Source organism: [Anoxybacillus] calidus (assembly GCF_013760845.1).
Taxonomy (GTDB): Bacteria; Bacillota; Bacilli; order Bacillales; family Anoxybacillaceae; genus Paranoxybacillus; species Paranoxybacillus calidus.
In genome coordinates this window covers 7,877-28,000 of the sequence record NZ_JACDUU010000004.1, presented here as the reverse complement: position 1 = coordinate 28,000, position 20,124 = coordinate 7,877, and the positions used below count along the sequence as shown (strand labels likewise).

At 40.5% G+C, this 20,124-nt stretch carries 23 protein-coding genes and 1 other annotated feature; of the genes, 21 read left to right on the top strand and 2 right to left on the bottom strand.

Features of this window, described 5'->3' with window-relative positions; all coding sequences use genetic code 11:
* Positions 1–106 precede the first annotated feature (106 nt).
* The 17 genes from HNQ85_RS09125 to pheA all read left to right on the top strand — a co-directional run bounded on the left by HNQ85_RS09125 (position 107) and on the right by pheA (position 13,146).
* A complete protein-coding gene (locus HNQ85_RS09125; RefSeq protein ID WP_181537444.1) occupies positions 107–1,111 on the top strand; it encodes an SPOR domain-containing protein in 1,005 nt (334 codons plus the stop codon).
* A gap of 161 nt (positions 1,112–1,272) precedes the next feature.
* Positions 1,273–1,833, top strand: a complete 561-nt coding sequence (locus tag HNQ85_RS09120; RefSeq protein WP_181537443.1) for a Maf family protein — start codon at positions 1,273–1,275, stop codon at positions 1,831–1,833.
* Positions 1,834–1,865: 32 nt separating this feature from the next.
* The gene (radC, locus tag HNQ85_RS09115) at positions 1,866–2,546 is read left to right on the top strand and encodes a RadC family protein (protein ID WP_181537678.1); all 681 of its coding nucleotides are present in this window, start codon (positions 1,866–1,868) and stop codon (positions 2,544–2,546) included.
* A gap of 222 nt (positions 2,547–2,768) precedes the next feature.
* Entirely contained in the window at positions 2,769–3,791 is a 1,023-nt protein-coding gene (locus HNQ85_RS09110; RefSeq protein ID WP_181537442.1) for a rod shape-determining protein, read from the top strand.
* Positions 3,792–3,812: 21 nt separating this feature from the next.
* Positions 3,813–4,682 (top strand): rod shape-determining protein MreC, encoded by an 870-nt coding sequence (gene mreC, locus HNQ85_RS09105; RefSeq protein ID WP_181537441.1) that lies wholly within the window; start codon positions 3,813–3,815, stop codon positions 4,680–4,682.
* The gene (mreD, locus tag HNQ85_RS09100; protein WP_181537440.1) at positions 4,679–5,212 is read left to right on the top strand and encodes a rod shape-determining protein MreD; all 534 of its coding nucleotides are present in this window, start codon (positions 4,679–4,681) and stop codon (positions 5,210–5,212) included. The genes mreC and mreD overlap by 4 nt, the downstream gene beginning before the upstream one ends.
* A gap of 50 nt (positions 5,213–5,262) precedes the next feature.
* The gene (minC, locus tag HNQ85_RS09095) at positions 5,263–5,946 is read left to right on the top strand and encodes a septum site-determining protein MinC (RefSeq protein ID WP_181537439.1); all 684 of its coding nucleotides are present in this window, start codon (positions 5,263–5,265) and stop codon (positions 5,944–5,946) included.
* A 2-nt stretch (positions 5,947–5,948) separates the two neighbouring features.
* Entirely contained in the window at positions 5,949–6,752 is an 804-nt protein-coding gene (minD, locus tag HNQ85_RS09090; protein WP_181537438.1) for a septum site-determining protein MinD, read from the top strand.
* A gap of 214 nt (positions 6,753–6,966) precedes the next feature.
* The gene (locus tag HNQ85_RS09085; RefSeq protein ID WP_181537437.1) at positions 6,967–7,725 is read left to right on the top strand and encodes a M23 family metallopeptidase; all 759 of its coding nucleotides are present in this window, start codon (positions 6,967–6,969) and stop codon (positions 7,723–7,725) included.
* Positions 7,718–8,581, top strand: a complete 864-nt coding sequence (locus HNQ85_RS09080) for a M50 family metallopeptidase (protein WP_181537436.1) — start codon at positions 7,718–7,720, stop codon at positions 8,579–8,581. Before HNQ85_RS09085 ends, HNQ85_RS09080 begins: the two co-directional genes overlap by 8 nt.
* Before the next feature lie 191 nt (positions 8,582–8,772).
* Positions 8,773–8,854 (top strand) — a sequence feature (ribosomal protein L21 leader region).
* Positions 8,855–8,868: 14 nt separating this feature from the next.
* Entirely contained in the window at positions 8,869–9,177 is a 309-nt protein-coding gene (gene rplU, locus HNQ85_RS09075; RefSeq protein ID WP_181537435.1) for a 50S ribosomal protein L21, read from the top strand.
* A gap of 10 nt (positions 9,178–9,187) precedes the next feature.
* On the top strand, positions 9,188–9,520 hold the full coding sequence (locus tag HNQ85_RS09070; RefSeq protein ID WP_181537434.1) for a ribosomal-processing cysteine protease Prp: 333 nt from the start codon (positions 9,188–9,190) through the stop codon (positions 9,518–9,520).
* Between the two features lie 15 nt (positions 9,521–9,535).
* On the top strand, positions 9,536–9,826 hold the full coding sequence (rpmA, locus tag HNQ85_RS09065; RefSeq protein ID WP_111644643.1) for a 50S ribosomal protein L27: 291 nt from the start codon (positions 9,536–9,538) through the stop codon (positions 9,824–9,826).
* A 131-nt stretch (positions 9,827–9,957) separates the two neighbouring features.
* Positions 9,958–10,494 carry a Spo0B C-terminal domain-containing protein gene (locus HNQ85_RS09060; protein WP_181537433.1) on the top strand — a complete coding sequence of 179 codons (537 nt, stop codon included), beginning with the start codon at positions 9,958–9,960 and terminating at the stop codon, positions 10,492–10,494.
* Positions 10,495–10,525: 31 nt separating this feature from the next.
* Entirely contained in the window at positions 10,526–11,812 is a 1,287-nt protein-coding gene (gene obgE / locus HNQ85_RS09055) for a GTPase ObgE (RefSeq protein ID WP_181537432.1), read from the top strand.
* A 23-nt stretch (positions 11,813–11,835) separates the two neighbouring features.
* Positions 11,836–12,276 (top strand): ACT domain-containing protein, encoded by a 441-nt coding sequence (locus HNQ85_RS09050; RefSeq protein ID WP_181537431.1) that lies wholly within the window; start codon positions 11,836–11,838, stop codon positions 12,274–12,276.
* 18 nt (positions 12,277–12,294) lie between these two features.
* A complete protein-coding gene (gene pheA, locus HNQ85_RS09045; protein ID WP_181537430.1) occupies positions 12,295–13,146 on the top strand; it encodes a prephenate dehydratase in 852 nt (283 codons plus the stop codon).
* A 139-nt stretch (positions 13,147–13,285) separates the two neighbouring features.
* On the opposite strand, the gene HNQ85_RS09040 is transcribed toward pheA, so the two are convergent.
* Positions 13,286–13,831, bottom strand: coding sequence for a 3H domain-containing protein (locus HNQ85_RS09040; RefSeq protein ID WP_181537677.1), 546 nt, complete (start codon positions 13,829–13,831; stop codon positions 13,286–13,288).
* Positions 13,832–13,845: 14 nt separating this feature from the next.
* Positions 13,846–14,976 carry an IscS subfamily cysteine desulfurase gene (locus HNQ85_RS09035; protein ID WP_181537429.1) on the bottom strand — a complete coding sequence of 377 codons (1,131 nt, stop codon included), beginning with the start codon at positions 14,974–14,976 and terminating at the stop codon, positions 13,846–13,848.
* Between the two features lie 106 nt (positions 14,977–15,082).
* Between HNQ85_RS09035 and nadB the strand changes: the two genes are divergently transcribed.
* The 4 genes from nadB to safA form a co-directional block, all read left to right on the top strand.
* Positions 15,083–16,636, top strand: coding sequence for an L-aspartate oxidase (nadB, locus tag HNQ85_RS09030; RefSeq protein ID WP_181537428.1), 1,554 nt, complete (start codon positions 15,083–15,085; stop codon positions 16,634–16,636).
* A 12-nt stretch (positions 16,637–16,648) separates the two neighbouring features.
* Positions 16,649–17,488, top strand: a complete 840-nt coding sequence (nadC, locus tag HNQ85_RS09025; protein WP_181537427.1) for a carboxylating nicotinate-nucleotide diphosphorylase — start codon at positions 16,649–16,651, stop codon at positions 17,486–17,488.
* A gap of 12 nt (positions 17,489–17,500) precedes the next feature.
* Positions 17,501–18,604 carry a quinolinate synthase NadA gene (nadA, locus tag HNQ85_RS09020; RefSeq protein WP_181537426.1) on the top strand — a complete coding sequence of 368 codons (1,104 nt, stop codon included), beginning with the start codon at positions 17,501–17,503 and terminating at the stop codon, positions 18,602–18,604.
* 210 nt (positions 18,605–18,814) lie between these two features.
* Positions 18,815–20,124 (top strand): SafA/ExsA family spore coat assembly protein (safA, locus tag HNQ85_RS09015; protein ID WP_181537425.1); only part of this gene is annotated, 1,310 nt, incomplete at its 3' end.

Below are 20,124 nucleotides of genomic sequence, written 5' to 3'. Positions count from 1 at the left end.
AAATTTGCCGAAAACCTTCGAGAACAAGACGACAAATGTCTTGTTCTTTTTTTATTTTTTTATGGTAAGATGGGCCAAGAAATAATGAGTCGGGGATGGTGAAAAGATGGACAAGCAAGGGAATAAAATATCGATTAAAATAAATGGAAGCGAACGGTCTTTTACGGCAAAAGAAACGGTCATTCCAAAGCCGGTAACAGAGCCAGTAAAAAACGAAATATGTGCAGCGAAAGAAGAAGAGAAGGAACTGTTATTTGAAAATGTTAAAAGTAAAGAAGAAAATGAGCGCCATATGATCGATTTTACGGGATTACGTAAATTAGCAGCGCGCCCAATAAAGAAAAAATCGTTTAACAGCACTGTCAGCAAACATATTAAATCAGCGTTTGTTTCTATTTTCACTGCGGTAGCCATTGGGACAAGCTTCGGTTTTGTTGTATTAAACTTTCTTTCCGAGGACAGAGCAAATGGAACACCGAAAGAAGAAGGCGTTTCCTCGTCTTCCGCTTTGCTGTCGTCGCATACAGAGACAAAAGAACTGGCGGCTAACAGCGCTCAACAGTTATCTTTTTCTGTATATGTGGTTCAAGCAGGGGTTTTTTCGACATTAGAATCGGCTAAGGAATATAGAAAAAAATTAAATGATGCTGGCATTCCAGCGGTTGTGGTAGGTGAAAGCCCGACCTATTTATTTATTGGCATTGGCTTAGAAAAAGAAGCATTATATCCTGTTAGTGAACTTTATAAGCAAAAAGGGCAAGAAACGTATATTAAGCCTTTGACGTTGGCAACGGCAGACAATTCAAAAGCACAAAAGATGCTGGCAGCAAGTCAATCGTTTTATGAAAAATTGATTTCTGCATCAGCACAGCTGTTGGGAGGAAATTCATTAACGAGCGAAATAAGAGGAGATTTGCAAAACGAATATAAGCAATTCCAAACCATTCAAGTACCGAGCGACAAAAATGCAGTTGAATATAAAAAACATTTGGAAAGCGCTTATGCATTATTAACTTCCTATCAGCAAACAAAAGATGCTCAATCATTGCTAAAAATTCAACAAAAACTTTTGGAAGCACTAACGTTTTATATGGCGTTTACAAGCAAATAATCGAAAAGGCTGTCTCATACATCTTTCACTGAGACAGTCTTTTTTTTTGGAGAATTTTGCATGAAAATGTCATTTTTAAAAATTGTGTCTAAATGTAAGATTTGATACGATACTATTGTATCTTCCAATTTGAAACGAATGCTGATACAGGGGGATTGTAGATGAAACGATTGATTTTAGCCTCCAGCTCTCCTCGACGAAAAGAGCTTCTAGAAATGGTCAACCTTCGATTTGAAATCCTCGCCAGCCATATTGAAGAAGAAATTCCCGAAAACAGTACACCCGAAGAGATTGTGCGGTCGCTCGCTTATCAAAAAGCAAAGGCGGTTGCTCAATTAGAGAAGGATGCATATGTTCTCGGAGCAGATACGATGGTTGTTTATGACGGAATCATATTAGGAAAGCCAAAAACGGAACAAGAAGCGTTTCAAACGCTGAAGATGTTATCAGGTAAGACTCACGAAGTATTAACAGGTGTCGCCATTTTGTCGCCAGCAGAGGAAACCGTATTTTATGAACGGACAAAAGTAACGTTTTGGGATCTAACAGACGAGGAAATTTTAGACTACATTGCCAGCGAAGAGCCGATGGATAAAGCTGGTTCTTACGGCATTCAACAACGCGGTTCCCTCTTTGTGAAGGAAATTGAAGGAGACTATTTTTCCGTTGTCGGTTTGCCGATTGCCCGTACGGTTCGCGAGTTGAAAAAACTTGGATTTTAGCTGGAACAGAAGGAGGTATTGTCTTGAAAACGATGTCCTTAATGATTCGGGACTTTCCAGAGGCTGAACGACCGCGTGAACGTTTAATTTCTGATGGTCCGGAAAGCCTGGCGAATCATGAACTGTTGGCAATTTTGCTGCGGACGGGGACAAAGGATGAGTCGGTATTACAGCTTGCCAACCGCTTACTAAATCATTTTGAGGGGCTGCGACTGCTGAAAGATGCGACAATTGAAGAAATGACAAGCATTAAAGGAATCGGGACGGCAAAGGCTGTGCAAATTCTCGCTGCCATTGAGCTTGGAAGAAGAATAAGCCGATTGCAATATGATGAACGTTATGTGATTCGTTCTCCGGAAGATGGTGCAAAATATGTAATGGAAGATATGCGCTTCTTATCGCAGGAACATTTTGTTTGTCTCTATCTGAATACCAAGAATCAGGTTATTCACCGCAAAACTGTCTTTATTGGCAGTTTAAACGCTTCGATTGTTCATCCCCGTGAAGTATTTAAAGAAGCGATTAAGCGCTCTGCTGCCTCCATTATTTGTGCGCATAACCATCCTTCCGGAGACCCTACTCCAAGCCGTGAAGATATCGAAGTAACAAAGCGGCTCGCTGAATGTGGAAGAATGATTGGGATCGAACTGTTAGACCATCTTATTATTGGTGATCGAAAATTTGTTAGCCTAAAAGAAAAAGGATATATGTAATGGTTCTCTTTTTGTGTCGAATCAGTTATAATAACAGTTATGAGTTTTTCTTAACTGTTTGCAAGAAGGACAAAGCAATATCGAACGGAGTCAAACAAAGGGATTTGTTTGTTTTGTGAGAAAGTCGGCAAAAAAACTCGAATTTTGCCGAAATATGTAGGTGTGTCAAATTTGCGTTTAATATAAAATATTAGCATTTTGTTTCAGAAAGGAAGATACGTGATGTTTGGATTTGGTACGAGAGATCTTGGCATAGACTTAGGTACTGCGAATACGCTTGTGTATGTAAAAGGAAAAGGAATTGTTTTAAGAGAGCCTTCAGTTGTTGCGTTACAAAAAGATACGAAGCAAATTGTCGCCGTTGGAAACGAGGCGAAAAACATGATTGGACGTACGCCGGGAAATGTTGTGGCATTGCGTCCGATGAAAGACGGCGTCATCGCTGATTATGAAACAACGGCAACGATGATGAAATATTACATTAAGCAGGCAACGAAAAATAAAGGATTGTTCACCGGGAAACCTTATGTAATGGTCTGCGTTCCATATGGAATTACAGCGGTTGAGGAGCGTGCGGTCATCGATGCGACACGGCAAGCGGGAGCGCGTGATGCGTACACGATTGAAGAACCGTTTGCTGCGGCAATCGGCGCTAATCTCCCAGTATGGGAGCCGACAGGAAGCATGGTTGTCGACATCGGCGGCGGTACGACAGAAGTGGCTGTTATTTCCTTAGGAGGCATTGTGACAAGTCAATCGATTCGCGTTGCTGGCGATGAGATGGATGAGGCGATTATTCATTACATTCGTAAAACGTATAATTTAATGATTGGTGAACGCACAGCGGAAGCGATTAAAGTAGAAATTGGTTCAGCTGGCAATCCGGAAGGAATCGACAACATGGAAATCCGCGGTCGCGACCTGCTGACTGGTCTGCCAAAAACGATTGAAATTAGTGCTGAGGAAATTGCAGAAGCATTGCGAGACACGGTATATGCGATTGTTGATTCCGTAAAAAATACGTTGGAAAAAACGCCGCCAGAATTAGCAGCTGACATTATGGACCGCGGTATTGTGTTAACTGGTGGTGGCGCACTGTTGCGCAACCTTGATAAAGTGATTAGTGAGGAAACAAAAATGCCGGTTATTGTGGCGGAAAATCCGCTTGATTGCGTTGCAATCGGTACAGGCAAAGCATTAGACCATATTGATTTATTTAAAAATAAAGCAAGAGATCATCGCTAAACGTAAGAGGGTGTAAAAATCATGCCACAGTTTTTTTTGAATAAACGTTTAATTGTTTTGTTAGTCAGCATTATTTTCCTCGTGGCATTGATTGGTTTTTCCTTGAAAGATCGACAAAATTTAACTTGGCCGGAGCAATTTATTAAAGATACAACTGGTTTTGTGCAGTTTATTTTTCATAAGCCCGCACAATTCGTTGCGGGCTTCTTTGAAAATGTCAACGATATAAAACATACATACAAAGAAAATAAAATTTTGAAAGCGCGGCTGGAAGAGTATGCGGTGTTAGAAGCGCAAGTACAGGAATTAGAAAAAGAGAACGAGAGACTCCGCGAATTTCTCGATAAAAAGGAAAGTCTAAGAGATTTTGATCCAATTCAAGCAACGGTGGTAGGACGCAATCCTGATCGCTGGCAGGAACTGATTATTGTCAATAAGGGCGAACGACACGGTGTGACCAAAGGGATGGCGGTCATTACACCTTCAAAAGCTCTCGTTGGAAAAGTTCAGCATGTTTCACCGTTCACAGCAACGATTCAGTTGTTAAGCGCTTCAGATCAAAAAAATCGTATCTCTGCATTTGTTCAAGGAGAAGAAAATGCATTTGGCTTAATTGAAGGTTATGACGAAAAGCGAAAAGCACTGATTTTAAAAAGAATTCCATTTGATGCAAAAATTAAAAAGAAGCAAAAAGTGTTAACATCAGGTCTGGGAGGCGTATTTCCAAAGGGCTTGGTGATTGGCGAAGTGCTTGAAGTGAAGCCGGATGAATATGGATTAACGCGAATGGCTTATGTAAAGCCTTACGCGAATTTTTACGACATTGATGATGTCATTATTGCTAAACGGAAAATTGATTATCCGGTAGAGAAAGGGGAGGGAGAAGAGTGAAAAAGCTCGCACTTCCTTTTCTCGTTATTCTTTTTTTTGTCAGTGAAAGTATCGTTGTCGACCTTTGGCCTAAAAATGAGTTTTATGAGAAATATATTTTTGTTCCGCGTTTTCTCCTTATTACAATTGTTTTTGTTACTGTTTATGTGACACGATTTTATGGTATTGTATACGGCTTTATTTTTGGATTACTATACGATGTTTTCTATACGGAAATTCTAGGTGTTTATATGTTTATATTTGCATTAATCGCTTATTTAACCTCAAAAGCGATGCGAGTGTTTTATAATAACGTTTTAGTAACATCGTTTCTAAGTATAGTAGCGGTTAGCATGGTTGAATTTTATGTGTATGGAATTTATTTGCTGATTGGAAAAACCAACATGCCGTTTGAAACATTTCTTTACAATCGCTTGCTTCCAACGATCTTCCTAAATACGATTTTTGTCATCTTAGTTTCTTATCCGCTTCAGCAACAACTCATGAAAGTGCCAATTCGTGAGCGCGAAGATGAAGATTATCTCCTTTGAAAAAAGGAAAATGAAATGGTGTTGTAGAATTATTCGTTGAGGTGAACGTTGTGAATAGGCAAAAACAGCAATACGTGACAATTAAAGGAACGAAAGATGGGCTGACGTTACATCTCGATGATACTTGTTCCTATCACGACCTAGTCATGGAATTAGAGGAAAAATTATCAGTTAACCAAACAAATGAGCCGGACGGTCCACTTGTTGCCGTTCATCTCAAGGTAGGAAATCGTTACTTAACTCCTGAACAGGAAGAGGAGATTCGTACATTGATTCGTACGAAAAAAAATTTAGTGGTTGAATCGATTGACAGCAACGTGATCACAAAAGAAGAAGCGCTTGGTTGGAAGCGGAAGACGGAAATTGTTTCTGTTTCAAAAATTGTTCGCTCAGGTCAAATATTGCATGTGAAAGGAGACCTTTTATTAATTGGTGATGTCAATCCGGGAGGAACGGTTATTGCTGGTGGAAATATTTTTATTCTTGGAGCGCTGAGGGGAATTGCTCATGCTGGATATTATGGGAATAAAGAAGCGGTCATTGCCGCTTCAGTTATGAAACCGATGCAGCTGAGAATCAGCGATATTATGAGCCGTTCTCCAGATTATAAATCGGAAGAGCGGAATGAAATGGAATGCGCTTATATTGATGACAATAATCAAATTGTTGTTGACCGTTTGCAGCTGTTAACACATCTAAGACCTCATTTAACAAGGTTAGAAAGGAGACTGTAACAGTGGGGGAAGCTATTGTCATTACATCTGGAAAAGGCGGCGTTGGTAAAACAACGACGACAGCAAACTTAGGAACAGCCTTAGCCTTAGCAGGAAAGCGCGTATGCCTTGTTGATACGGATATTGGCTTGCGTAACCTCGATGTCGTCATGGGACTTGAAAACCGTATTATTTATGATTTAGTAGATGTAGTACAAGGCCGTTGTACTGTGCAAAAAGCGCTTGTTAAAGATAAGCGTTTTGATGATAAATTGTATTTATTACCAGCGGCACAAACAAGCGATAAAACCGCTGTTACTCCAGAACAGATGAAAAAACTGATTCATGAATTAAAGCAAGACTATGATTATATTTTAATAGATTGTCCAGCGGGCATTGAGCAAGGGTATCGAAACGCAGTTGCCGGGGCTGATGGGGCGATTGTTGTTACTACTCCAGAAGTTTCTGCTGTGCGTGATGCCGATCGCATTATTGGCTTGCTAGAAAAAGAGGAAAACGTCCGCTCGCCACGTCTCATTATTAACCGCATTCGCGGCCATATGGTTAAAAACGGCGATATGTTGGATATCGATGAAATCGTGATGCATTTATCCATTGATTTGCTAGGAATTATTGCTGATGATGAGAATGTGATTAAAGCTTCAAATAACGGTGAACCAATTGTTCTTGACCCAAATAGTAAAGCTTCGATTGCTTATCGCAATATTGCCCGAAGAATCCTCGGCGAATCTGTACCGTTACAGTCACTAGAAGAAGAACAAAAAGGCGTTTTTGCAAAAATTAAAAAGTTTTTTGGTATGCGATGAAAAGGCTGACTGAAATCAAAGTGTCAGACCTCACAACAAGTAATACATAGTGTAATAGTATTCGATGAACACACTATGTATGATTTGTTGGGTGTAAGGTCAGACACTGATGGGTCAGCCTCTTTTTGTCTTTGTGATATAAAAAGTTTAAACGTCATATATTTAAAGAAGATTTAATAAAATGGTACAAACTATGAGTGGAGGATGGTAGGGAATGGGCAATCGGACTGATGAGATTCGCAAACGCATCGCCAGACGGAAACGGCAGCGACAAATTCAGCCAAGACAAGCATTTTTCGAATTAGCTGACGAAGAGAAATACGGGGGGCAATCGGTCATTACGTATGACGGCTATTCTAACAAAGAAGAGAGTCATCCGCTTTTCCGCCAAGAAATTTTCCTCTTCAAAATTTTTTTCTCCGTCTGTCTTGTATTAATCATAGCAATTTTATTTAAGAATCCATCTTCGCATTTAGAACCGGTCAGAAGTTTTGTCAAAAGCACAATGGAGCAGGAATTTCAGTTTGCCGCTGTCTCTAATTGGTATGAAAAACAATTTGGCAAGCCGCTTGCATTGCTGCCAAAAGAGAAACAACATAAGAGCAATGAAGGGGGACATTATGCGGTGCCGGCTTTCGGACGCGTATTAGAGAGCTTTAAGGCAAATGGACAAGGAGTGATGGTTGAAACGGGAAAAGAAGCTGCGGTTGAGGCGATGAATGAAGGAATCGTCGTTTTTGCTGGCACAAAAGACAAATTCGGCAAAACGGTTATTATTCAACATGCGGATGGAACGGAGTCATGGTATGGTAATTTAGGAACCATTTCTGTCAAGCTGTATGATTTTGTGGAAATGGGAAAAGCAGTAGGCAAAGCGATGAACAATGCCGACAATACAAAAGGAGTTTTTTATTTTGCTATTAAAAAAGGGGATCAATTTATTGATCCGATTCAGGTGATTTCTTTTGAGTAAGTATATTTCACTTCTCAACAAAATTCATATCCATCCGCTTTTATGGCTCGTATTCGGCATCGCGATTGTAACCGCTCATTTTAAGCAGTTATTTATTTTATTTTTTATCGTGTTTATTCATGAGTTTGGACATGCGATTGCCGCTCTTTTTTTTTCGTGGCGCATTAAGCGAATTTTGCTGTTGCCGTTTGGCGGTGTTGCAGAAGTAGAAGAGCATGGAAATCGACCATTCAAAGAAGAATTCATTGTCACGCTTGCCGGACCGGTACAGCATATTTGGCTTGTCGTCGCTGCATTTATATTGATGAAACTGGAGATAATGTCGAATGAATTATTTAGCATGTTTTTTGAATATAATCTAGCTATTTTTCTTATCAATTTATTACCGATTTGGCCGCTTGATGGAGGAAAATTATTATTTTTACTGTTTACTCATTATTGGTCTTTCAGTCAGGCACACGAAAAGCTGCTCCTTTTTTCTTTTTGCGGTGTATTTATTTTAACAACGGTAATTGTATGGCTTAACCCGTTCCAAATCAGTCTTTGGATGATTGTATTGTTCCTTTTGTACTCGCTATTTCATGAATGGAGACATAGGCAGTATATGATTATGCGTTTTTTACTTGAGCGGTATTACGGAAAGAAAATGATTTACAATCAATTAAAACCAATTGTTGTCGAACATACCGATTGTATTTTTGAGATATTGTTACAGTTTTATCGTGGTCAAAAACATTCTATTGTTGTGATGAAAAACGAAAAACAGCAGGCGGTGTTAGATGAAAATGAGCTGTTACATGCGTTTTTTTCTGAAAAAAGAGTAGATGAACATGTCGGCAATCTTCTTTATTATTGATGATTATTGATAGAGAGAACATCATTTATAGAGCTGTGAAATATGTTGACAGCTCTATTTTGTTCATGGTATGATTTTTCATGTTGTAATGTTTTGTACCGTTGGGCGGACGGGAGGTCAAGCCTTGTGGAGTGAAACCATTTGTTTCACGATGAAGCGGGAATCCTAAATGGAACGCCATGTTTGTAGCACCCGTGCTACAACCGCTCAGCTCAGGTTGTAAGTTTTCGCTAGTAGCGAAACGCCTCGAAGCTGGCGAGTCTGAGTCTAATTTAGGAGGTGCAAGTATGTACGCAATTATCGAAACTGGCGGTAAACAAATTAAAGTTCAAGAAGGTCAAGAGATCTACATTGAAAAAATCGACGTTGCTGAAGGCGAAACAGTTACATTTGACAAAGTGTTATTCGTAGGTGGAGAAACTGTAAAAGTTGGTAATCCTACGGTATCTGGCGCAACTGTAACTGCAAAAGTAGCAAAGCATGGTCGCCAAAAGAAAATCATCGTTTTCAAATATAAAGCGAAGAAAAATCAACGTCGTAAACAAGGTCACCGTCAACCTTACACAAAAGTAGTAATCGAAAAAATTAACGCGTAAGGCGTAGACGATGATAAAAGTAGACATTCACCGTACAGAACAAGGAAAAGTTAAATCTTTTACGTTAAGCGGACACGCCAATTTTGCCAAGCGTGGACAAGATATTGTTTGTGCTGGAGTATCCGCGGTTTCATTCGGCGCGATTAACTCGATTATCGCCCTTACAAAAGTGGAGCCGCAAATTAAGCAAGGAGAAAACGGGGGCTATCTTCACTGTGAGATTCCTATGATTGAAGATCAAGCAGTTGAGGAAAAAGTCCAGTTACTCCTTGAAGGAATGATTGTCTCCTTACAAACAATTGAAAGAGATTATGGCAAGTACATTCAAATTTCGGAAAATTAACAGGAGGTGAAACTCATGTTAAGATTAGATCTTCAATTTTTCGCATCTAAAAAAGGTGTAGGTTCTACGAAAAACGGTCGTGATTCTATCGCGAAACGTCTTGGTGCAAAACGTGCTGACGGTCAATTCGTAACTGGCGGTTCAATTCTTTACCGTCAACGCGGCACAAAAATCTACCCAGGCTTAAACGTAGGTCGCGGTGGCGATGATACTCTTTACGCAAAAGTAGATGGTATCGTACGCTTTGAGCGTTTCGGTCGTGACCGCAAAAAAGTGAGCGTTTATCCAGTAGCTCAAGAAGCGTAAGCCATTTGAAAACTCTAACCGTTTTGGTTAGGGTTTTCTTTTTGCTCATTTTAACAGAAAACGTTGTTTTGTATGTTTGTCCCTTTTGGTATAATTTAACTAAATAAAAAACTTTTAATAGGGGATTTTGGATGAAGAAGCAGTGGAATATTGTTGAAGTGTTGCGCCAATCTCGTCATGATTGGCTAAATAAAATTCAACTCATTAAAGGAAATCTAGCATTAAATAAGTTAGAGCGGGTCAAAGAAATTATTGAGGAAATCGTCATTGAAACGCAGCATGAAACAAAATTAACGAATTTGAATGCGTTTGAATTGGCCGAGCTTTTAATGACATATAATTGGCAAGCACAGCACTTTCGGCTTGAATATGAAGTGCTTGGCGATGTATGTGATTTATCTGCCTATGATGAGGAACTTGCCAATTGGTGCAGACAGTTTTTTTATGTTCTTGAAGAACACGCTGATCGGAACGGAGAGAATCATTTAAGCATTTCAATAGAAATAGAGGAAAACGTGCGATTCTTTTTTGATTATAGTGGAACAATAACGAATACGAATTCATTAAAGGAATGGATAAGCAATCATATGGCTGGAACGGCTGTTTTTGTAGAAACGTTTGAAGTACATAATGAAGAGATGACAATTGTTTTAAAGATTAGCATGTGAACATCATGAGAAGAAGGGAGGAAATCAACTGATGTTTGTTGATCAAGTGAAAATTTATGTCAAAGGTGGAGACGGCGGTAATGGCATGGTTGCATTCCGTCGTGAAAAATATGTGCCAAAGGGCGGACCTGCTGGTGGAGATGGAGGAAAAGGCGGAGATGTTGTCTTTGTTGTTGATGAAGGATTACGCACATTGATGGATTTCCGTTATCAACGTCATTTTAAGGCGCCAAGAGGCGAACACGGCATGTCAAAAGGACAACATGGGAAAAATGCGGAAGATTTAATTGTAAAGGTACCGCCGGGAACGGTTGTCATTGATGATGAAACGAAGCAAGTGATTGCCGATTTGACAGAACACGGACAGCGATTTGTCGTTGCTAAAGGGGGACGTGGTGGACGCGGAAACACAAGATTTGCTACCCCGGCAAACCCAGCGCCAGAAATTGCAGAAAATGGGGAGCCAGGTGAGGAGCGTTACGTTACGCTCGAATTGAAGTTATTGGCTGATGTTGGCTTAGTCGGTTTTCCGAGCGTAGGGAAATCTACTTTACTTTCTGTGGTGTCAGCAGCAAAACCGAAAATAGCTGATTATCATTTTACAACGCTTGTTCCGAATTTAGGCGTTGTAGAAACAGAGGACGGCCGTAGCTTTGTCATGGCTGATTTACCGGGACTGATAGAAGGAGCACATCAAGGAGTAGGGCTTGGTCATCAATTTTTGCGTCATATTGAAAGAACGCGCGTCATTGTACATGTCATTGACATGGCTGCTATGGAAGGTCGCGACCCGTATGAAGACTATTTAGTCATTAATGAAGAGCTAAAGCAATATAATTTGCGATTAACAGAACGTCCGCAAATTATTGTTGCTAATAAAATGGACATGCCAAACGCTGAAGAAAATTTAAAGCTGTTTAAAGAGAAGCTGAAAGATGATGTGCCAATTTTTCCGATTTCCGCAATAACAAGACAAGGATTGCGTGATTTGTTGTTTGCGATTGCTGACCTTTTAGAAACAACACCGGAGTTTCCGCTTCATGAGACCGAAGAACCTGCCGTGCAGCGTGTTGTGTATCGTCTTGAAAAAGAGGCGCCTGCTTTTGAAATTAGCCGGGATAGTTCTGGAGCGTTTATTTTATCAGGAGAAAAAATTGAAAAGCTATTTAAAATGACTGACTTTTCAAGAGAGGAATCAGTGAGACGATTTGCCCGTCAGCTGCGTTCGATGGGAGTTGACGATGCATTGCGCAAGAAAGGTGCGAAGGATGGCGATATTGTCAAGCTGTTAGACTATGAATTTGAATTTGTTGATTAAACGGTCGAGGAAGGTGCGGGCACTTGGATAAAAAGTTTTATTTAGTGCGGGAAGACGTTTTGCCGGAAGCGATGAAAAAGGTGCTTGAGGCGAAGGAGCTGCTCGAAAGAAAAAAAGCAACTTCCATCGCTGATGCGGTGCAAATGGTCGATGTAAGCCGCAGCGTTTTTTATAAATATCGCGATGCTGTCTTCCCTTTTCACGCCATTGTGAAAGAAAGTATTATTACATTATTTTTTCATCTTGAAGACCGTTCCGGGACGTTGTCTAAGCTTCTTAGTGTTGTTGCAGCAGCTGGATGCAACGTGCTTACGATTCACCAAACGATTCCGCTTCAAGGACGTGCCAATGTAACGCTGACCATTAGTACAAACGACATGAACGAAGAGATTGAGGATTTGTTAACAAAATTACGCCATTTAGAATTTGTCGAAAAAGTAGAAGTCGTTGGTTCAGGAGCGTAAATAAGGGAGAGGCAAATGATGAAAATTGGCTATTTAGGACCGAAAGCAACATTTACGGACTTAGCGGTGACAACCGTTTTTCCAAATGCCGAAAAAGTGCCATACAACACAATACCGGAATGCATTGATGCCGTAAGCAGCGGGGAAGTGGAGCTGGGGGTTGTTCCGCTTGAAAATGCGATTGAAGGCTCTGTTAATTTAACAATTGATTATTTAGTGCATGAACAAACATTGCCGATTGTTGGGGAGATTGTGGCTCCTATTCAGCAGCATTTAATGGTGCACCCTAATCATGCGGACGATTGGACTGCGATACGTTATGTATATTCTCACTCCCATGCCATTGCCCAGTGCCATAAATTTTTACATCAGCATTTCAAGCAGGCGATGTATGAGTATACGACATCGACTAGCGCTGCAGCGAAATTTGTTAGTGAGAATCCACAATTAAAAATCGCAGCGATTGCCAATCGATTAGCCGCTCAAACGTACGGTTTGACGATTGTTCAGGAAAATATTCACGACTATGATTATAATCATACGCGGTTTATCATTGTTCAGAGAGAAAACGGGGAACTTGCCATCGATTCGCCGCTCTATGCCGGCGATAAAACAACATTGATGATTACCCTTCCAAAAGACCAAGCTGGTGCGCTTCATCAAGTATTGTCTGCTTTTGCGTGGCGGAAATTAAACTTAACGAAAATTGAATCTCGTCCAGCCAAAACAGGATTAGGAAATTATTTTTTTATCGTTGATGTGGATCAAAAGATGGATGAAGTCCTAATCCCCGGTGCCATCGCTGAATTGGAAGCGCTCGATTGTTCCGTACAAGTATTAGGAAGTTATCCATATTATGTGATTAAATAAAAAAGCGGCTGACTAAAGTGTCAGACCTCTACAACCATTATATAGTGGGTTGTAGCGAGTTCAGACACTTATAAGTCAGCCGCTTTTTACCTATTTAAACCTGTACTCGCACCGAGTTTTAATAAGCATTTATGCTTTTTTACGATTCAATTAAAAAGCCTGCTTTTTTCAACGCATCACAAGCAGCATCAAGCTTGGCGATAGAGTTCGCCTCAAGCGTGTGAAGGTGTGTTCCATCGGTTAATTGCAGTAAGTACGCTGATTTCGTTTCTTCAATTTTTTTGATAAACTGCTCGGCTTCTTGGCGATTGCTTACCATAACAGAAGCAGTTAAATCGCCATACACGGGGTGCTCAATTGTCACATCTTTTACAGTGACTCCGTGGTCGACAATTACTTGTAACTCTTTAAGTGTCTGCTCAGGAGTATGATAGCAAGCAACAACCCGTGTATACGTTTGTTCTTGAGGATTCGTTTGTAAATATAAATAGCCTTGACTTGTTGCGATAATCGGTTCGTTGCGCGCTTTTAAAAGCGAAATGTCTTGTACAATGACTTGGCGGCTTACATTTGTTTTTGTTGCCAACTCTGCGCCAGTAAGCGGCTCGCGGCTTTCTTTTAGCCACTGCAAAATTAGTTGTCTTCTTTCCTCTCCAAGAATTTTCTTCTCGTCTTTCATTCTTATTCAACACTCCCTTCTTATGAAAATTGGTTGCAAATGTTCTTGAGCACAGAGATTACGGTTTCTATATCGTTTGTCGTTGTCCATTTACCGAGAGAAATTCTAACAAATTGTTTGGCCTCTTCTTTGTTTTTTCCAATCGCAATCATAGTCCTTGAGGGCGCTTGTTTTCCTACTTGACACGCGCTTCCAGTTGAAATCGCAATTCCATGTCGATTGCACTCAAGCATCGTATACTGTCCATCGACACCATGAACAGAAAGACCGATGATATTAGGTAACACATTTTCAGGATGACCCTCGATCGTAATCGGTAACTGATTTTTATGGATGAAACGAATAAAATATTGGCGTAATTGGGCAAGTCGTGCATGTTCGTTCGGTAAGTTCGTACATATTTGCTGGGCGGCAGTGATGAACGAAGCAATTCCGGGAACATTAACCGTTCCAGGCCGGAAGCCACTTTCATGCGTTGTACCTGGTAGACAAGGTTTCCATTTTATGCTTGGGCGAATATAAACAGCACCGAGCCCTTTTGGACCATAAATTTTATGACTGGAAATCGAAAGGCTGTCAATCATCATATCTTCTACATCTACATGTATTTTACCAAACGTTTGCACACAGTCACTATGAAATAGCACTTTATATTGCCTTAATATTTGACCAATCTCACGAATGGGTTGAATTGTGCCAATTTCTGAGTTGGCATGATGAATGGATGCAAGAATGGTTTGAGGTGTAATTGCTTCTTCTAAATCTTTTAAGGAAATTATACCAGATGAATCTACAGGTAGATACGTAACATCGTATCCTTCCGCTTCTAATTGTTGAAACAAATGATACAGTGATGCATGTTCTGTAGTCGTAGTAATTAAATGATTTCCTTTATGGCGATGAGCTTGAATCAGAGAACGAATTGCTAGAATATTCGACTCCGTTCCACCGCTTGTAAAGTAAATTCCATTTTCGTCTGAATGAATAAGCTTGGCTAGTTCTTTCCGGCAAATCTCTAAAAGCCGTGCCGCTGAGCTGCCAATGTCATGTAAACTGCTTGTATTTCCAAAAAATGTTTTCGCTGTTTCATTATATATACGTAACGCCTCATCGCTCATGGGCGTTGTTGCTGCGTAATCTAAATAAATCATGAACATCCTTCCTTTTTTTTGCTTAATGATAAGAAAAGTCTTGTCATAAGTTTAATTATATGTCAATATAAGTGTCAAGACATATTAAATGGTAGGAGGCTTATGTATGCCTAATGCAGATGTTATTATCGTGGGAAGCGGTATCGCTGCTTTAATTACGGCATATTACTTACACGAGGATAAAAATGTGATGATTTTCACAAAATCAAAAAAAGAGCAAAGTAACTCCTGGCTTGCTCAAGGAGGAGTGGCGGCAGTCGTTTCTAAAGAAGACGATTGGCACTCTCATTACGAAGATACAGTGGTAGCAGGATGTCATCACAATGATCAAAGAGCTGTTGAAATTCTTGTACAGGAAGGACCGAAACAAATTCAAGAGCTAATAAATAAAGGATTTCGGTTTGATACGGATGAGAGAGGTCATCTTCAACTAGGAAAAGAAGGAGCTCATCAGTTCCGAAGAATTCTTCATGCCGGTGGGGATGCCACAGGACGAAAGCTTGTCTCATTTTTATTGAAGCAACTAGTTGATAAAGTAACTGTTGTTGAAGAGGAAATGGTTTTAGAGCTTTTAATAAAGAATGGTCGTTGTGTAGGTATAAAAACAAAGAAAAAATCGGGAGAAGCAGCTTGTTATTATGCATCTGCCACTGTGATTGCGACAGGAGGATGCGGCAGTATATATGCTTTTTCTTCTAATGCCTCTACGGTAACGGGAGACGGGATTGCCCTAGCGTATCGCGCCGGTGCCGAGATCGTTGATATGGAATTTATCCAATTTCATCCGACGATGCTTTATATAAATGGAAAAGCGGTAGGACTAATTTCTGAGGCAGTGCGCGGTGAAGGAGCCATATTAGTGACTGAGGATGGACGAAAGGTTATGGAGTCTATTCATCCGCAAAAGGACTTAGCACCTCGGGATGTGGTTGCACGCACGATTCATGACGAAGTGTTACAAGGAAACAACGTGTATTTAGACATTTCGATGATTGCTAACTTTTCACATCGATTCCCAACGATTTCTCAGCTTTGCCGTTCATATGGAATCGATATAGAAAGCGGTAAACTGCCCGTTGTACCGGGAGCTCATTTCCTGATGGGTGGGATTAAGACGGATGTAAATGGCCGAACTTCTGTAGCAGGGTTGTATGCGGTCGGAGAAGCGGCTTGTACAGGAGTTCACGGAGCCAACCGTTTAGCTAGCAACTCGTTGCTTGAAGGAATCGTATTTGGCAAGCGATTAGCAGAGATATTACGGAATGGTGTTCAGGAAAATCATTTTGTAGAAACGTGTAAATATACGGAGAACCATTTTATGAAAAAACTCACAAAAACGTTGCCATCCAAGCAACAAATCCAAACACGAATGATGCAATATGTCGGAATTGTGAGGAATGAATCGGGTTTAGAGTGCGCAAAACAGTGGTTTGAGCAGTTTTCTATTCCGGATTTATTGAGCGTTGATTTGAATGAATTAACAATCGAGGAGATCACAATAATCAATATGATTATCATCGGCTGGATGATTACAACGTCCGCACTCAAAAGAACGGAAAGCCGTGGTGGGCATTATCGAACCGATTATCCATCTATGGATAAGAATTGGAAGGGAACGCGTATTGTGCGTACGAAAGAAGAGCTATTCGTAAATGTGTAGGGGAGAGGGACAATGAATAAATTGAAGCTACAACAAATGCTGCAATCGTTTTTTCTAGAGGATATCGGCGAGCGTGATATAACAAGCGAGACGATTTTTTCAAGCAACCAAAAAGCAAAGGGATATTTTCTTGTAAAAGAGGATGGAATTCTTGCAGGAGTTGAGATTATTTCTACTGGTTTTCGTCTTTTAGACTCTGCTATTGAAACAATCATTTATAAACAAGATGGAGAGATAGTAAAAAAAGGAGAAATCATCGCCACTGTTTCTGGACCGATTGTTCCGCTTTTAACTGGCGAGCGCGTCATCTTAAATTTATTGCAGCGAATGAGCGGCATTGCGACGTTAACCAATCGGGCGGTCGCTCTGCTAAATAGCGATTATACACGCATTTGTGATACACGAAAGACAACGCCGGGATTGCGGATGTTAGAGAAATACGCAGTGACTTGCGGGGGCGGTTATAATCATCGTTTCGGTCTATACGATGCAGTGATGATTAAAGACAATCACATCGCTTTTTGCGGTTCCATTACACAAGCGGTAAAAGCGGTTCGTGAAAAAGTAGGACATATGGTGAAAGTGGAGGTAGAAACAGAAACAAGAGAACAAGTATTGGAAGCGGTTGCAGCTGGAGCGGATATCATCATGTTTGATAACCGTTCACCGGAGGAAATTCACGAGTTTGTAAAGCTCGTACCGAAGCCGATTATGACCGAAGCGTCTGGTGGGATCACATTGGAGAATATTGCGGAATATGGCGATACGGGCGTTGATTATATTTCGTTAGGAATGTTAACGCATTCTGTCAAGTCGCTAGATATTAGCTTTAACATTGAGGAATGGGAGTAGGAGGAAAGAAACATGAACGTATTAGAAATGATGAAACAGCATGACGACATGCCCCAAAGATATAAAACGATGAGTGTGGAAGAAATGGAAAAGCGCGTTCGCGGGATTAAAGAGAATTTTGGTGAGCGTCTATTTATTCCAGGCCACCATTATCAAAAAGATGAGGTTATTCAATTTGCTGATGCAACGGGCGATTCATTACAATTAGCACAAGTAGCAGCGAAAAACGACAAGGCAGAATATATCGTTTTTTGCGGTGTACATTTTATGGCAGAAACAGCAGATATTTTAACAGGGGACCATCAAAAAGTCATCCTGCCTGATATGCGAGCGGGGTGTTCCATGGCGGATATGGCGAATATTGCACAAGTCGAGAGAGCGTGGCCGATTTTACAAGAAACGTTTGGAGATACGATTTTGCCGTTAACGTATGTAAATTCAACAGCGGCAATTAAAGCATTTGTCGGACGAAACGGCGGTGCGACAGTTACTTCTTCGAATGCAAAAAAAATGGTAGAATGGGCATTTACACAAAAAGAACGAATTTTCTTCCTTCCAGACCAACATCTAGGAAGAAACACCGCTTATGATTTAGGTGTCGGACTCGATGAAATGGCGGTTTGGAATCCACATACTGACTCATTTGAATATGAAGGAGATTTGCAAAAGGTAAAAGTGATTCTTTGGAAAGGACACTGTTCTGTTCACGGAAACTTTACAGTGAACAATATCGAATACATTCGCAAAACAAAACCAGATATGAATATTATTGTTCATCCAGAGTGCAGCCGTGAAGTAGTCGAATTATCAGATTATAATGGCTCGACAAAATACATTATCGAAACCATTGAGAAAGCACCGACAGGAAGCAAATGGGCAATCGGTACAGAGATGAACTTAGTGAATCGTCTGATTCAACAGCATCCAGATAAAGAAATTGTTTCATTAAATCCATATATGTGTCCATGTCTCACTATGAATCGCATTGATTTACCTCATTTGCTTTGGACATTAGAATGGCTTGAAAAAGGAAAAATCGTTAACCAAATTACTGTTCCGCAAGAGATTGCAAACGATGCATTGGCTGCGTTAGAACGAATGCTAGCTCACGTGTAAGACTTACAAGGGTCAGATTTTTTCTCGCGTATATAGCGACGTATAAGCTATATATCATGAGAGAAAGGTCTGGCCCTTTACTTTGGAGAAGCTGTGATTTTTTATCATAAATTTGTTTTTTCTATCATAAGTTGTGTTGAAGAATGATTGTGACAACTAGCCGAAGCTTAAATAGAACATATGGACTTTTTTATATAGGAGGGGAACCGAGTGAAAATCCATATTGTCCAAAAAGGGGATACCCTTTGGAAGATTGCACAAAAATACGGGGTCAATTTTGAACAATTAAAGAAAATGAATGCTCACTTAAGCAACCCAGATATGATTATGCCTGGCATGAAAATTAAAGTACCATCCGAAGGGGTACCTCTTAAAAAAGAGGAACAAAAAAAGGAAACAAAAATTCATATTGCTCCAAAAAAAGAAGCACCGAAACAAGAGCATCCTAATGTCGAACAACATCCATTTATTTCATTTGATATAGAAGCAGAAATGGTTAACGAGCCGAAAAAAGAAAATATTATATCTCAAATAAAAGAGAATATAAAGGAAACTCCAAAGGAACAACCTAAAGCTCCGGCAATGGAAACAGCTCCAAAGGAAACACAGAAACCGATTACGCAGGAAGTTCCAAAAATGGATAGTAAGCCAAATACAAAGGAAATTCAAAAAGATTTACAAAAAACGGTCAATGTTTCACCGCTCACTCATGCAGTGGAGCCATTTACTCCGCAAGGAAATGTGAATATGCCTAATATCATGCCAAATATACCAAACATTCCTCCAAAACCGGCTAATATTTTACCGGAAATTATGAAGCAGGAGCCAGACTTGGAAAGCCCGGTGGAAGAAGAGAAAAAAGTAAAGGAGCCGAGTCTAGACCAGCCACCAGAAATGCCAAAAATACCATATATTCCAATGATGCCACAAAATATTTTTGACCAGCAGCCGATACAGGTGCCGCAACAGTCATGCGTGCCTGTCACTCCAGTCATGCCGGGCTATGGATTTAACTATCAGCCGCCTGTAATGGCACCAACTGGTTATCAACCGATGTATCCTAATCAGCCCGTAGCCATGCCGGGAATTGATGATAGCGTGGGCGAATCAAATGAGTATATGCCAGAAATGCCAAATGTACCACCGAATCTGGTTGAAGAAGGTGCAAATAATCAAGCAGCAGAGAATGTGTCTCCGATAAGCAATGTTCCACCGATGTTCCAAGAAAGTCCAGTTCAGATGAATCCGTATGCCCATTGTGTTCCAGTCACTCCGGTTATGCCAGGCCATGGTTTTCATGCACCGATTTATTATCAGCCTTATGTATCAGCTGCTCCTTATAGTTATGATCAACAAATGCCGCAAGCTTATCCAATGTTCATGCAGCCAGCACAAGGAACTTTCCCGGGACAGCAAGGAGCCATGCCGATGCAGCCAATACCAGGAACTTTCCCAGGACAGCAAGGAGCTATGCCGATGCAGCCAATACCAGGAACTTTCCCAGGACAGCAAGGAGCCAT

Excerpts from the sequence above, each read along its gene's own strand:
- nadB (WP_181537428.1), top strand. The coding sequence starts at position 15,083 with ATGCCTAATGCAGATGTTATTATCGTGGGAAGCGGTATCGCTGCTTTA.
- HNQ85_RS09085 (WP_181537437.1), top strand. The coding sequence starts at position 6,967 with ATGGGCAATCGGACTGATGAGATTCGCAAACGCATCGCCAGACGGAAA.
- nadA (WP_181537426.1), top strand. The coding sequence starts at position 17,501 with ATGAACGTATTAGAAATGATGAAACAGCATGACGACATGCCCCAAAGA.
- HNQ85_RS09110 (WP_181537442.1), top strand. The coding sequence starts at position 2,769 with ATGTTTGGATTTGGTACGAGAGATCTTGGCATAGACTTAGGTACTGCG.
- HNQ85_RS09120 (WP_181537443.1), top strand. The coding sequence starts at position 1,273 with ATGAAACGATTGATTTTAGCCTCCAGCTCTCCTCGACGAAAAGAGCTT.
- obgE (WP_181537432.1), top strand. The coding sequence starts at position 10,526 with ATGTTTGTTGATCAAGTGAAAATTTATGTCAAAGGTGGAGACGGCGGT.
- rpmA (WP_111644643.1), top strand. The coding sequence starts at position 9,536 with ATGTTAAGATTAGATCTTCAATTTTTCGCATCTAAAAAAGGTGTAGGT.
- nadC (WP_181537427.1), top strand. The coding sequence starts at position 16,649 with ATGAATAAATTGAAGCTACAACAAATGCTGCAATCGTTTTTTCTAGAG.
- rplU (WP_181537435.1), top strand. The coding sequence starts at position 8,869 with ATGTACGCAATTATCGAAACTGGCGGTAAACAAATTAAAGTTCAAGAA.
- HNQ85_RS09070 (WP_181537434.1), top strand. The coding sequence starts at position 9,188 with ATGATAAAAGTAGACATTCACCGTACAGAACAAGGAAAAGTTAAATCT.
- HNQ85_RS09060 (WP_181537433.1), top strand. The coding sequence starts at position 9,958 with ATGAAGAAGCAGTGGAATATTGTTGAAGTGTTGCGCCAATCTCGTCAT.
- mreC (WP_181537441.1), top strand. The coding sequence starts at position 3,813 with ATGCCACAGTTTTTTTTGAATAAACGTTTAATTGTTTTGTTAGTCAGC.
- HNQ85_RS09125 (WP_181537444.1), top strand. The coding sequence starts at position 107 with ATGGACAAGCAAGGGAATAAAATATCGATTAAAATAAATGGAAGCGAA.
- HNQ85_RS09035 (WP_181537429.1), bottom strand. The coding sequence starts at position 14,976 with ATGATTTATTTAGATTACGCAGCAACAACGCCCATGAGCGATGAGGCG.
- pheA (WP_181537430.1), top strand. The coding sequence starts at position 12,295 with ATGAAAATTGGCTATTTAGGACCGAAAGCAACATTTACGGACTTAGCG.
- radC (WP_181537678.1), top strand. The coding sequence starts at position 1,866 with ATGTCCTTAATGATTCGGGACTTTCCAGAGGCTGAACGACCGCGTGAA.